General features: G+C 60.1%; 8 protein-coding genes and 1 tRNA gene. 6 read left to right on the top strand and 3 right to left on the bottom strand.

Going from position 1 to position 13,418, the window contains the following annotated elements; all coding sequences use genetic code 11:
- Window positions 1-210: 210 nt before the first annotated feature.
- Window positions 211-1,332, bottom strand: coding sequence for a beta-ketoacyl-ACP synthase III (locus OX459_RS17115; RefSeq protein WP_289899626.1), 1,122 nt, complete (start codon window positions 1,330-1,332; stop codon window positions 211-213).
- A gap of 196 nt (window positions 1,333-1,528) precedes the next feature.
- On the bottom strand, window positions 1,529-2,971 hold the full coding sequence (locus OX459_RS17110; RefSeq protein WP_099665870.1) for a S41 family peptidase: 1,443 nt from the start codon (window positions 2,969-2,971) through the stop codon (window positions 1,529-1,531).
- 324 nt (window positions 2,972-3,295) lie between these two features.
- Here OX459_RS17110 and OX459_RS17105 point away from each other — a divergent pair, with 324 nt between their 5' ends.
- The 3 genes from OX459_RS17105 to OX459_RS17095 all read left to right on the top strand — a co-directional run bounded on the left by OX459_RS17105 (window position 3,296) and on the right by OX459_RS17095 (window position 8,385).
- Window positions 3,296-3,883, top strand: coding sequence for a hypothetical protein (locus OX459_RS17105; RefSeq protein WP_289905921.1), 588 nt, complete (start codon window positions 3,296-3,298; stop codon window positions 3,881-3,883).
- Between the two features lie 153 nt (window positions 3,884-4,036).
- Window positions 4,037-6,121 carry a M13-type metalloendopeptidase gene (locus OX459_RS17100; RefSeq protein WP_289905920.1) on the top strand — a complete coding sequence of 695 codons (2,085 nt, stop codon included), beginning with the start codon at window positions 4,037-4,039 and terminating at the stop codon, window positions 6,119-6,121.
- Between the two features lie 188 nt (window positions 6,122-6,309).
- Complete coding sequence (locus OX459_RS17095) at window positions 6,310-8,385, top strand: M13-type metalloendopeptidase (RefSeq protein ID WP_289905919.1); 2,076 nt, start codon at window positions 6,310-6,312, stop codon at window positions 8,383-8,385.
- Between the two features lie 137 nt (window positions 8,386-8,522).
- Here OX459_RS17095 and OX459_RS17090 read toward each other — a convergent pair whose 3' ends face one another.
- A complete protein-coding gene (locus OX459_RS17090) occupies window positions 8,523-9,086 on the bottom strand; it encodes a c-type cytochrome (RefSeq protein ID WP_289905918.1) in 564 nt (187 codons plus the stop codon).
- Window positions 9,087-9,285: 199 nt separating this feature from the next.
- Between OX459_RS17090 and OX459_RS17085 the strand changes: the two genes are divergently transcribed.
- From OX459_RS17085 to OX459_RS17075, 3 genes are all read left to right on the top strand, one after another.
- A tRNA-Arg gene (locus OX459_RS17085) sits at window positions 9,286-9,361 on the top strand.
- Window positions 9,362-9,572: 211 nt separating this feature from the next.
- A complete protein-coding gene (locus tag OX459_RS17080; RefSeq protein ID WP_289905917.1) occupies window positions 9,573-10,112 on the top strand; it encodes a hypothetical protein in 540 nt (179 codons plus the stop codon).
- 468 nt (window positions 10,113-10,580) lie between these two features.
- Complete coding sequence (locus OX459_RS17075) at window positions 10,581-13,238, top strand: TonB-dependent receptor (protein ID WP_289905916.1); 2,658 nt, start codon at window positions 10,581-10,583, stop codon at window positions 13,236-13,238.
- The last annotated feature ends 180 nt before the right edge of the window (window positions 13,239-13,418 follow it).

Here is a 13,418-nt window from a genome sequence, read left to right as displayed (position 1 = left end):
GCGTGTGGGGTTCCTTATGGGGACGTGCGGATGGAAAAAGATGTTGCTCAGCGACCAAGTATAAACGCATCAAAGCCCCTGCCGGAAAATTTCCTGCGGCTTTATTGCAAAAAACCTGTGCTATATCTTCGTCCAGGTGGCCACGAACGCATGTTATCCACCCGGATCTTCGCCTAATTCAAGGACTCCACCCTATGCCACCCCGTGTCTCTACACCTTGCGCACGATCACGCAGCCGATGGAATAACCGGCGCCGAACGAGCAGATGACGCCCGTGGCGCCCGCCGCCATGTCATCCTGATACTTATGGAAGGCGATGATGGAGCCGGCCGACGAGGTGTTGGCGTAGGTGTCGAGGATCACGGGCGCTTCGTTGGCTTCCGCGTCGCGGCCCAGGATCAGGCGCGCGATCAGCAGATTCATGTTCAGATTCGCCTGGTGCAGCCAGTAGCGGGAGACTTGCGCCACTTCCACGCCTGCCTTGGCCAGGGTCGCCTTGATCATCTCGGCGGCCATCGGGCACACTTCCTTGAACACTTTGCGGCCTTGCTGGCGGAACAGTTTATCCGCCTTGCCCACGCCGGATTCGTCAAAACGGTTGAGGAAGCCGAAATTGTTGCGGATGGCGTTAGAAAAGCGCGTTTTCAGTTCCGTGCCGATGATCTCGAACTGGTGCTGGGACACGGCCGTGTCTTTCGCTTCGACGATGATGGCGGTGCAGGCGTCGCCGAAAATGAAATGGCTGTCGCGGTCGCGCCAGTTCAGGTGGCCGCTGGTGATTTCCGGGTTCAGCACCAGCACGGCGCGCGCCTGGCCGCTTTGCACGGCGGCGACGGCTTGCTGGATGCCGAAGGTGGCGGACGAGCACGCCACGTTCATGTCAAAACCATAACCGTCGATGCCCAGCGCATCCTGCACTTCCACGGCCATGGCCGGGTAGGCGCGCTGCATATTGCTGCAAGCGACCAGTACCATGTCGATATCGGCCGGCGTGCGGCCGGCGCGCGCCAAGGCGTCGCGCGCGGCGGCGACGGCCATTTCCGCCTGCAGCGACAGTTCGTCATCGCCCCGCTCCGCAATGCGCGACACCATGCGGGCCGGATCGAGGATGCCTTCCTTTTCCATCACGAAACGCGACTTGATGCCGGACGCCTTTTCGATGAAGGCCACGCTCGACAGGTCCAGCGCCGTCACCGTGCCCGCGGCGATCGCGTCGGCATTGTCGGCATTGAATTTTTCCGCGTAGGCATTGAAGCAGGTGACCAGCTCTTCGTTGGAGATCGAAAATGGCGGCGTGTACAGTCCGGTACCGCTGATGACGACTTGTTTCATGGTTAAACTTTCAAATTTGGCAATCGGCGCGGTGCCGATAAGTGAAGCAAATTTTACACAAACGGGCTCGACTGTAGAGAGTTTCGTGTTGCGGGGCGGGGGGAAGTGTGGCGGAAGATTGATTTTTGTCGCGTGGACGGGGTAACGGGGGGCATGGCGCCCCCCGCTGTGCTGCTGGCGCTATTTGGCTACTTACTTACTTCTTCTGTTCTTGCTTGACGTCGGCTTGCACCACCACCGGTTCGGCCTTGGCCAGTTGCACCGGCAAACCTTTCAGGTGGTTCAGCGCCTGGTGCAGCTGGAAATCGTCCTGGCTGCCGAATTCCAGCGGTTTGCGGGTCTTTTCCAGGGCGATGATGCGCAATTGCTCTTCCATTTCGTCGTTGACGGGCGCGGCCTTGGCGCTTTCCTTGTCGCGGTCGTTGCTCAGGTGCTTGGAGAGGTCCGCTTCGCGGATGCGCAAGCCGTTCAAGCCGTCGCCGTCCGCATTTTCATCGACCAGCAGGTCGGGTACGATGCCCTTGGCCTGGATCGAGCGGCCGTTCGGCGTGTAGTAGCGGGCCGTCGTCAGCTTGACGGCCGTGTCGGCAGTCAGCTGACGGATGGTTTGCACGGAACCCTTGCCGAAGGTCTGCGTGCCGATGATGGTGGCGCGCTTGTAGTCTTGCAGGGCGCCGGCGACGATTTCCGAGGCCGAGGCCGAACCCGTGTTGACCAGTACCACCAGCGGCACTTTCTTGATGGCGGCCGGCAATTTCGCCAAGGCATCGCCTTCCGAGCGGAACGTATAGTATTCGGCGCGGCCGTAGAACACCTGTTTCGAGTCCGGCAACTGGCCGTTGGTCGACACGATGGCCGCATCCTTCGGCAGGAAGGCGGCCGAGACGCCGATGGCGCCTTGCAGCACGCCGCCCGGATCGTTGCGCAGGTCGAGCACCATGCCCTTCAGGTTCGGGTCTTGCTTGTAGAGCGCCGTGATCTGTGCGGCCATGTCGTCGACGGTCGGTTCCTGGAATTGCGACACGCGCAGCCAGGCGTAGCCCGGCTCGACCATCTTCGCCTTCACGCTTTTCTGGTGGATTTCCTCGCGCGTGATGGTGAAGGCCAGCGGCTGCGGTTCATCCTTGCGGGCAATGGTCAGCGACACCTTGGTGCCCGGCTCGCCGCGCATGCGCTTGACGTTGTCGTCGAGGCTGACGCCTTTCACGGGCTGGCCGTCGAGGCGGGTAATCAGATCGCCTGCCTTGATGCCGGCGCGGTAGGCGGGCGAATCCTCGATGGGTGAGACGATCTTGATGTAGCCGTCTTCGCTCAGGCCAATTTCAATGCCCAGGCCGACGAACTTGCCTTCGGAGCCTTCGCGCAGTTCGGCGTAGGCTTTCTTGTCCAGATAGGCGGAATGGGGGTCGAGCGAGGCGACCATGCCGGAAATGGCGTCTTCCAGCAATTTCTTGTCTTCGACGGGTTCCACGTAATCGGACTTGATCAGGCCAAACACATCGGCCAGCTGGCGCAGCTCTTCCAGCGGCAGGGGCGGCTCGACGTTTTTTTGCGCCATGGCGGAAAATTGCAGCGACACGGCGACACCGGCCACCACGCCCAGGCCGATCAAGCCGGTATTTTTGAGTTTGCCCATCATTGCACCTTTGCAGCTAGCGTGTCTTGCACAAGCGCCAGTCCCCGTGGAGCGGCGCTTTCCTGAAAGTATAGACCTGAATCTCTGCCGGCGTGGGCCGGCCGTGGAAAAAGCGTGCCTGGGCCCAGTCTATGCGCGAAAACGGGCTCGCCAGCTTGCCATATGTTGCGGTTTTGTATGCGATGTATAGTTACTCTTGAGGGGAGTAAGCATTTGTAAGAGTCGAAAAAAAGCGTGTGCCGCGGCCCTATAGTGGACTCGCATTCTCGACCCGAAGTGGTTTTGCCTGCGTCTGCGGACGCAGGCTTTTTTTTATCCGGAGCCCCCATGACCTCGTTGACCTTTCTCCCCGCCGTGCGCCGTTTCAGCCTGGCCTTGCTGCTGGGCGCCACCGCCTTGACCGCCTCGGCCGTGCCGATTGCCGACATGCGCCTGGAAGACTTGCTGCCGATGGCGCCCGATTTCAGGACGGAATTGAAGCTCAATGCGAATCAGACCACCTTGTGGCAGCAGGTGGAAGGGAAATCGCGTCAATTGTTGCGCGAACGCAAGGCGCGCCGCGAACGCCTGCAAGCGGGCGTGGCGCAGGGTTTGCAAACGCCCCGGCTGGAGCTGCGTGACTTGCTCGCCGGCCTGGACACGGAAAGCACGCAGAGCCTGGCCGAAGAAAAGCAGCTGCGCGAATGGTGGCTGAGCGTCAACGATGCTCTGGACGAGAACCAGCGCCAGATGGTGGCCCAGTTCATCGCCGGCCAGATGGCGCGCGTGATGGACGCCGCCGCGCCCCACAGCGAATCGCGCGGCGCGCCCGGTGGCGAGCACGGCGGGCGCAAGGGCGGTGGCAAGGGCGGCATGAGCGGCGCGGGCGTGAGCATGGGCAGCGGGGGCGCCGGTATCACCTTGCCCGGCAACTGAGGGTAAGCAGGGGGTAAGCGCGGGGGGCAAGCAAGGGGCAAGGATGGCCAAAAGGCATGCTTGCGTGCTACATTCCTGCAGCGCCTGGCGCGGCAGGCTATCCGCCCGAAGCTATCCGCCCGGTCTTTTTGACATGCCCCATAAGGACAATCCGTGAATCGCTATCTCTTGAGCAGTCTGACCCTGACCCTGTTGGCTGCGTTTGCCCATGCCGCCGAACCCGCATCCGCCGTTGCCGCCCCGACCGTGGCCCCCAGTGTCGCACCTTCCGCACCTGCCGCCGCCGGCGTCGTTTCCGGCATCGATGTGCAGTACATCGACCCCGCCGTGCGCGTGCAGGACGATTTCTTCACCCATTTGAATGGCAAGTGGCTGGCCACGGCCGAGATTCCTGCCGACAAGTCGAGCTGGGGTTCGTTCGCCAAGCTGCGCGATGACACCACGCCACAGTTGCGCGGCATCATCGAAGCCACGCAAAAGGACAAAAACAAGAAGGCCGGTTCCGAAGCGCAGAAAATCAGCGACCTGTACGCCAGCTACATGGATGAAGCCAAGCTGGAGGCGCTGGGCACGAAGCCGCTGGCCGGCGAACTGAACCGCATCCGCTCGCTGCGCGACAAGAAGGGCGTGCCGGCCCTGATCGCCCACCTGAGCCAGACGGGCGTGGCCACGCCGTACGCCGTCTACGTGGGCCAGGATGCCCGTGCTTCGACGAAATATGCGGCCTACGTGAGCCAAAGCGGCCTGGGCATGCCGGACCGCGACTACTACCTGGAAGCCAAGCAGGCTGGCGTCAAAGAAAAATACCAGGCGCACGTGGAAAAAATGCTGGCCATGGCCGGCGACAAGAATGCCGCCGCCCGCGCCAAGGCTGTCGTGGCACTGGAAACGGCCCTGGCCGAAGTGCAATGGACCAAGGTCGAGAACCGCGACCCTGTCAAACGCTACAACAAGACCGACATCAACACGCTGAACGAGCTGACCCCGGGCTACGACCTGAAGTCCGGCCTGGCCGCGCTGGGCATCGCCAACAAGGTCGATTACGTCATCGTCAACCAGCCGAGCTACCTGGCCGGCTACAACAAGGTGCTGGCGTCAAGCGATCTGGACACCCTGAAAGCGTATTTCGAATGGCAGTTGCTGCGCAGCTATGCCAGCTACCTGTCGAAAAACTTCGTCGATGAAAGCTTTGCCTTCTACGGCACGGTTCTCAGCGGCGTGACGGAAAACCAGCCGCGCTGGAAGCGTGGCGTGGGTGCCGTCGAAGGCGTGCTGGGCGAAGCCGTCGGCAAACTGTACGTGGCGCAATACTTCCCGGCAGAACGCAAGGCGCACATGCAGGAACTGGTGAAAAACGTGCTGGCCGCCTACAAGGACAGCATCGACACCCTGGACTGGATGAGCCCGGAAACCAAGAAGGAAGCGCAAGCCAAGCTGGCCAAGTTCACGCCGAAGATCGCGTATCCGAACAAATGGCGCGATTACACGAAGCTGCAGATCGTCCAGGGCGACTTGGTGGGCAACATGATGCGCGCCGCCAACTTCGGCTCCGCGCGCCAGGTGGCCAAGCTGGGCAAGCCGATCGACCGCGAAGAGTGGGGCATGACGCCGCAGACGGTGAACGCCTATTACAGCTCGACGATGAATGAAATCGTCTTCCCGGCCTCCATCCTGCAGCCGCCGTTCTTCGACGCCAACGCGGACGACGCCGTCAACTATGGCGCCATCGGCGCCGTCATCGGCCATGAAATCAGCCACGGCTTCGACGACAAGGGCAGCCAGTCCGATGGCGACGGCAACCTGCGCGACTGGTGGACCCCGGCCGACCGCAAGAATTTCGCCGCCAAGGCTGATGCGCTGACCAAGCAATACGATGGCTACAGCCCATTGCCTGGCTACCACGTCAACGGTGCCCTGACCCTGGGCGAAAACATCGCCGACAACTCGGGCGTGGCGATCGCCTACAAGGCCTATAAAATTTCGCTGGGCGGCAAGCCGGCACCCGTGCTCGACGGCTTGACGGGCGACCAGCGCTTCTACATGGGCTTTGGCCAGGTGTGGCGCAGCAAGATGCGCGAAGCGCAGCAGATCGTGCAGATCAAGACCGACCCCCATTCGCCGGGCCAGTACCGCGCCAATGGCACCATGGTCAACCAGCCTGGCTTCTACGAAGCGTTTGGCGTGAAACCGGGCGACAAGATGTATGTTGCGCCGGAAAACCGCGTCATCATCTGGTAAGCGCATGCGCGTCGTCGTGAAAAACGTACTACTGTAACAACAGAAAAGGCCACCTCGCGTGGTCTTTTTTGCATTCTGGCCAAAGTTCTTTCTGTCGTTTCGGCCGGTATGCTACAGTCAAAAACCGGGCCAGAAGCCCTGGGCCTTCTGACCCTTATATTTCACACAATACAATATAGAGGACAACCGTGAATCGTTATTTGTTAAGTGCATTGACCCTGAGTTTGCTGGCCGGCGTGTCCGGCATGGCTGGCGCCGCTGATACGGCCAAGAAAGCCGCCGCCGCTCCCGCCACGGCCGTCGCCGCCGCCGCGCTGACGTCCGGCATCGCCGTCGAATACGTCGACCCTGCCGTGCGCGCGCAGGACGACCTGTTCCAGCACCTGAATGGCAAATGGCTGGCGGAAACGGTCATTCCTGCCGACAAGTCGAGCTGGGGCAGCTTTGCCAAGCTGGCTGACGATACGCAAACGCAGCTGCGCGGCATCGTCGAAGGCGCGGCCGCCGACAAGGCCCGCGCGGCCGGTTCGAATGCCCAGAAAATCGGCGATTTTTATAACAGCTTCATGGATGAAGCCAAGCTGGAAAGCCTGGGCCTGACGCCGTTGAACGCGGAGCTGGCGAAGATCGCCGTGCTGCAGGACAAGGCGGAATTGCCGGCCGTAATCGCCCACTTCAGCAAGCTGGGCGTGACTTCGCCTTATGACTTCGGCATCCACCAGGACGCCAAGGATTCCACCAAATACGTGGCCGACATCGTGCAAAGCGGCCTGGGCTTGCCTGACCGCGATTACTACCTGGAAGCAGGCAAGGCCGACACGCGCGCCAAATACCTGGCCCACGTGGAAAAAATGCTCAGCCTGGCCGGCGACGCGAACGCTGCCGCGAATGCGAAAGCCATCCTCGCGCTGGAAACGGAGCTGGCCAAGGCGCAATGGAGCAATGTGCAGAACCGCGACCCCGTCAAGACCTACAACAAGGTGGAACTGGCGAAACTGGCCGCCGTGGCGCCAGGCTACGACTGGGCCCGCTACCTGAAGGACACGGGCATCGCCGGCAAGGTCAATTATGTGATCGTCAGCCAGCCCAGCTACCTGAAGGGTTTTGCCGAGATAGCCAACAAGACGCCGCTGGAAACGTGGAAAGCGTATTTCCAGTGGCACTTGCTGCACGCCAACGCCGGCTACCTGCCGAAAGCGTATGTCGATGAAAACTTTGCGTTTTATGGCACCACCCTGACGGGCGTGACGGAAATGCGTCCGCGCTGGAAACGCGGCGTGGGCGCCGTCGAAGGCGCGCTGGGCGAAGCCGTGGGCCAACTGTACGTGGAGCAATATTTCCCGGCCGAGCGCAAGGTGCGCATGGAAGCGCTGGTGAAAAATCTGATGACGGCCTACCAGCAAAGCATCGACAAGCTCGACTGGATGAGCCCCGTCACCAAGAAACAGGCGCAAATCAAGCTGGCCAAGTTCACGACCAAGATCGGCTATCCGAACAAATGGCGCGATTACTCGGGCCTGGACGTCAAGTCGGACGACCTGGTGGGCAACATCCAGCGTTCGCACTTGCTCAATTACAATCGCGAATTGAACAAGCTGGGCCAGCCTATCGACCGCGACGAGTGGGGCATGACGCCGCAGACCGTGAACGCCTATTACAACCCGGAACTGAACGAAATCGTCTTCCCGGCCGCCATCCTGCAAGCGCCATTCTTCGACGCCAACGCGGACGACGCCGTCAACTACGGCGCCATCGGCGGCGTGATCGGCCATGAAATCAGCCACGGCTTCGACGACCAGGGCGCCCAGTACGACGGCGACGGCAACCTGCGCGACTGGTGGACCAAGGCCGACCATAAAAACTTCGCCAAGAAAACCAAGCAGCTGGTGGCGCAGTACAACAGCTTCAGCCCCGTCAAGGGCCACTTCGTCAACGGCGAACTGACCCTGGGCGAGAACATCGCCGACAATTCCGGCGTGGCGATCGCCTACAAAGCGTACAAATTGTCGCTGAACGGCAAGAAAGCCCCCGTCATCGACGGTTTCACGGGCGAGCAGCGCTTCTATGCGGGCTTTGCCCAGGTCTGGCGCATGAAGATGCGCGAAGCGCAGCAACTGGTCTTGCTGAAAACGGACCCGCACTCGCCAGGCCAGTTCCGCGCCAACGGCACCATGCGCAACCAGCCCGGCTTCTACCAGGCGTTTGACGTGAAACCGGGCGACAAGATGTATCTGCCGCCGAAAGACCGCGTCATCATGTGGTAAGACGCTAGTCCCAGGCATAAGTTGCCAGCCGCCCCGCGCAAGCCGGGCGGCTTTTTTACGCCGTGTGATCTGGCGCAAACGATGGGTAAAAAAAAACCGCCCTGGCGGGCGGTTCCTGGAAACGGGTGTGACGCTGCTTACTTGGCCGGTTCCGTGGCTTGTGCGGCGGCGCCGTCAGCGGCAGCGGCCGGTGCCGGCACTTCCGGTTCCTTGAACTTGCCGCCCGAAGCGTTGGCGATGTAGACGACGGCGCGCGCCACTTCCACATCGTCGAGGTCGGGATTGCCGCCCTTGGCCGGCATCGCGCGCAAGCCTTCGATCGCGTGTTTCAGGACCGTATCGTAGCCCTGGGCCAGGCGGGCCGACCAGCTGCCCGCATCGCCAAACTTCGGTGCACCGGCCACGCCGGCGCCATGACACGCCACGCAGGTGGCCGTGTAGACGGCTTCGCCGCTTTGCAGCACTTTCGGACCGCTGGCATCCTTGAAGGTAAAGCCGGCATTGGCCACTGGGCTCAAGCGCTCGGCGATGGCTTCCGGCGACTGGCTGTCCGTACCGGCGCCCGTCAGTTTTTGCGCCGTGACGAACTGCACCAGCAGGATGATGCCGATGACGGTGATGAGGAAGAAGCCAGCTACGGCGGCAAGCAATTGTTTAGGCGTTTTGATCGCTGATTGTTGTTCGTTATGTGCGTCGCTCATGATGTCCTTAGTCCAGATTTGAAACTGATGGCCGTGTAAGGTAGCATTTTTACATGCTTGGATGTAAACCTTTATGAAACCCACAATTATAGGCACAAAAATTGAGCAGTGACATGCAATTGCCAGCGATACGACAGTTTCCGTAGACGTAGGTAAAGAAAAACGGTATCCTTCGCATCACTTCAGAAATTCCCCCTACGCGGCTGTAGCTCAGTGGATAGAGTATTGGCCTCCGAAGCCAAGGGTCGTGGGTTCGATCCCCGCCAGCCGCACCAAGATTTTTCCTTCAAGATTCGACATCATCCGTATGGTCCGCAGGCCAATCAGCGTACGGGATACCTGTACCGCAGCGTCTTGCATTGCCATGCCAGTTTTGATTTTTAAATAAATATTGCTATCCTGCACTAATAATTTGATATTGAGAAAATATTAAATTCGAGAAGACGGGAAGAACTGGCTGGGCCAGTCCCTTTTTAGTATTGATTCATGTACAGGGAACAGGAAAATAAATTGAATTTGAAATCATTGATTGGTATGGGAACGGCGGCGTTGTTATTAGCTGCTTGCGGTGGCGGTGGCTCTTCTTCTGCGCCAGAGAAACCTGCGGTGATCACGCCGCCGGACAGCGGTATCATGGCGAGTGGATTCACCTTTGCTCAAAATGAGGCGTTTTTCAAGCTGACTCAGCAACAGCGCCTGGAGCTGGTGGCGCTACCGGTTTTTGAGATTGCCGCACGTGCCGGGAAGACGGCGCAGGTGCATCTGGCGACCGAAAGCGGCGGCGGGATGCTGTTGGCTAGATGTTCGACACGCAGCAGCTGTGTCTCGGCGGGTAGCGCGGATGTTACACGCGTGGAATTGAGCGATAGCAGTCAACTGCGTTTGTGTAATGGCAGTGTTGGCTCACTTGGTGAAAAAGACGTTTATATTTGTGTCGATTCCGAACCTTTCAGCGAGACGGAAATGAGCATTTACTTGGTTAACGGCAAAATAATCAAGAAAACCTTGCGCTACAAACCTGCATAAATTGCATGCGCCGCGTGCCCATATGTGAGCGGCACGTGGTATTTCATGCCGCGCTCCAGTTGTTATTCCGCTACCGTGAGGTGCGGTTTATGTCGCCGCTTCCAACGAGACCAGATTCTGGCCCCTGATCAAGACTCCGCTCGTTAGCACATATGCCTCCCGGTCCGCTCTCTTCGAGTCAATGCCGCCGTTTTCCCTGAGCATGTCTCCCACCGGGAAGGGCTCGACTTTCGTCAGGCCCCCTGCGCATTCTTCCGTATTCGTCCATCCCGTCACTTTCTTTCCTCTGACGCCCCTGCCGTTGTCTGTTTACGACCTCCAAAGTCCTCCAGCCGCCGATATCAAAATTGATATCGACACAGTGGAAAAATTGATTGGAGAGATTATCGCCCAGCCCCTAAGATAAACGCCGAGCATGCGAACGACATGCAAGCAGTGCAAAAATATCAATACAATATCTGGAGATTCATGATGCGCAACGCCACCGGTCCGCTCGCGGCCACTTCCCCTCGTCCATTCACCTTGAAGGCTGCCGTTGCGGCATTGGCCGGTATTGGCTTGCTGAGCACGGCTTCGGTATGGGCGCAGGAGGCGGTGACGGCCGATGCCAGTGCCGAGCCTGCTGCAGAAGTGTCGGTCGTGACCGTCAGCGGCGTGCGCCGCTCGGCGCAAAATTCGCAGCAGATCAAGATGCGCTCGGACCAGGTCATCGATTCCATCGTGGCCGACGACATCGGCAAATTCCCTGATAACAATGTTGCCGAAACCCTGGCGCGCATTTCCGGCATCCAGATCCGCCGCGATTCGGGCGAGGCCAGCGCCGTCATGATCCGCGGCTTGCGCGATGTCACGACCCTACTCAATGGTCGCGAACTGTTCACCACCACGGGCCGCTACGTCAACCTGGCCGACATTCCCGCCACCATGCTGCAGCGCGTGGACGTGTACAAATCGCAGGGCGCGGACCAGGTTGAAGGCGGCGTGGCCGGCATCATCGACGTGCGCACCAACCGCCCGTTCGACTTCAAGGAGTTCACGGCCAGCGTGAATACGCGCGCCGTCTACAGCGACAAATCGAAAGCCACCGACCCGAACATCAGCGGCATGGTGGCGAACCGCTGGAAGACGGGAATCGGCGAAGTGGGCGCGCTGCTGGGCTTGTCGCAGCAGCAGCACCGTTACCATGAAGAACGCGCATTCAATACGGCGCCCGTGGATAAAAGTTTCCTGTTGCCCGGTTTGACGGGGCCGGACCAGGTGGGTTTGCTGCCGATCAAGGGCGACCGCCGCCGCACGACCGCCAATGCCGTGCTGCAATGGCGTCCGAACGCCGATGTCGAGCTGTATGCGGAAGGCATGGCCACGCGCTTCCTGCTCGATGCCGAGTCCGATTACTTCGTCGGCTTGCCATGGTGGGGCACGCCCGTGTCCGCCACCAAAATTCCCGGCACCAACCAGCTGCAAACCCTCACCTCGACCAACGTCAACACCATCATGTCGACGCAGGCGAACAAGAACGAGACGAAAACGCACCAGTTTGCCGTCGGCGGTTTGTGGGATATCAACCCGGAATGGCGTTTCACGTCGGAAGTGGCCAGCACCAAAAGTACCTTCAAATGGCGCAACCCCATCCTCGACGCCATCACCGTCGTGCCGAACGCCACCATCAATACCAACCAGAACGGCACCTTGCACGTCGATTACACGGGCATCGACTTGCAAGACCCGTCGAATTACTATTTGAAGGGCTTTTTCGACCGCTATGGCCAGGACCAGGGTAGCTCGAACGATGTGCGCGCCGACCTGGCGTACACGCCGAGTGCCAGCGGCATCTTCAAGGAAATCAGCGTCGGCTTGCGCGGCGTCAAGCGCGAAGCCGAATCGATCAAGAGTTTCGAGGGCAATGCGGAAGCACCGGACGTGTCCGGCGTCGCATTTCCGTTCGGCCGCCAGAGCGTGACGTCGATTCCAGGCCTCAATTGCTTGTCGGAACCGATGTCCAGCGGCGGCCCCGACTATGGTTTGAAGCAGTGGTACACGCCGTGCGCCAGCTTCTTGCTCAATAACACGGGCACCATCCGCGAAGCCGTCACGGGCAGCAGCGCGGCGCGCGCCATGGATCCGGGTTCGTTCTTCAAGGACACGGAAAAGACGTATTCCATCTACACCAAGGCAAAGGTCGCCTTCAAGCTGGCTGACTATCCCGTCGACGGCACCCTGGGCGTGCGCGTCGTACGCACGGAGCAAAGCTTGCAAGGCAACAGCTCGCAGGATGGCGTCTACACGCCCGTCATCAGCGACACGTCCAGCACCGATGTGCTGCCGAGCGTGGCCCTGAAAATCAAGCTGCGCGCCGACCTGGTTGGCCGCTTTGCGGCGGGCCGCACCATCAGCCGCTCCGGCTTTGCCCAGCTGAACCCGGGCGTGGCCCTCGTCAACTCGACGGAAACGGTGAAGGCGACGGGCGCGGGCGGCAATCCGAATTTGAAACCGGTCGTGGGCGACAATGTCGACGCGGCACTGGAATGGTATTTCGCACCGGCCGGTTCCGTCACCGCCACCGTGTTCCACCACAAGTTCGACGGGTATATCCAGCAGCGCATTTCCAGCGAAACCATTGCCGGCAAGACGTATGACGTGGACCGCCCGTACAACACGGCGGCCGGCAAGCTGCAAGGCCTGGAAATCGGCTACCAGCAGTTCTATGACGGCTTGCCTGGCATCTTGAGCGGCCTGGGCTTGCAAGCGAACGGCACCTACATGAGCGGCACCACCGACGACGAGACGGGCAGCCATGCGATCACGGGCGTGTCGCGCTACGCCTACAACCTGGTGTTGCTGTACGAAAAAGATGCGTGGTCTGGCCGCCTGGCCTACAACTGGCGCTCGAAATTCATCGACAGCTACAACCAGGGCGGCCCCGGCCTGGACTTGAAAGTGGCGCCGACGGCCCAGCTCGACGGTTCGTTGTCGTACAAGATCAACGAGCAGTTCACCGTGACCCTCGATGGGAATAACTTGCTCGATACCAAGTTCAAGGATTACTGGAACGAACCGGGCGTGTATGCGCGCGATATGCGGCGCTATGACCGGACAGTTGGCCTCTCTTTACGCTGGAAAATGTAAAACGTCCATGGCTGCGTTGCATTGCCTCGCCGTACTCCTCGTACTGTCTTCGGCAACGCGCCTTGCCCTGAACGTTTTACATGAGTGAAAAAAGCAGTATCCAAGGGCGTTGCCATGGTTTCGGCCGGCAACGCCCCTGTCAGTTGGACAGTCACGCACGATTCATCATAAAAAGAATGG

Source organism: Janthinobacterium sp. SUN026 (assembly GCF_030397625.1).
GTDB lineage: Bacteria > Pseudomonadota > Gammaproteobacteria > Burkholderiales > Burkholderiaceae_D > Janthinobacterium > Janthinobacterium kumbetense.
The sequence above is the reverse complement of the archived record's forward strand: the minus strand, read 5'-3'. Positions and strand labels throughout refer to the sequence as shown.

Excerpts from the sequence above, each read along its gene's own strand:
- OX459_RS17115 (WP_289899626.1), bottom strand. The coding sequence starts at position 1,332 with ATGAAACAAGTCGTCATCAGCGGTACCGGACTGTACACGCCGCCATTT.
- OX459_RS17110 (WP_099665870.1), bottom strand. The coding sequence starts at position 2,971 with ATGATGGGCAAACTCAAAAATACCGGCTTGATCGGCCTGGGCGTGGTG.
- OX459_RS17105 (WP_289905921.1), top strand. The coding sequence starts at position 3,296 with ATGACCTCGTTGACCTTTCTCCCCGCCGTGCGCCGTTTCAGCCTGGCC.
- OX459_RS17090 (WP_289905918.1), bottom strand. The coding sequence starts at position 9,086 with ATGAGCGACGCACATAACGAACAACAATCAGCGATCAAAACGCCTAAA.
- OX459_RS17080 (WP_289905917.1), top strand. The coding sequence starts at position 9,573 with ATGTACAGGGAACAGGAAAATAAATTGAATTTGAAATCATTGATTGGT.
- OX459_RS17075 (WP_289905916.1), top strand. The coding sequence starts at position 10,581 with ATGATGCGCAACGCCACCGGTCCGCTCGCGGCCACTTCCCCTCGTCCA.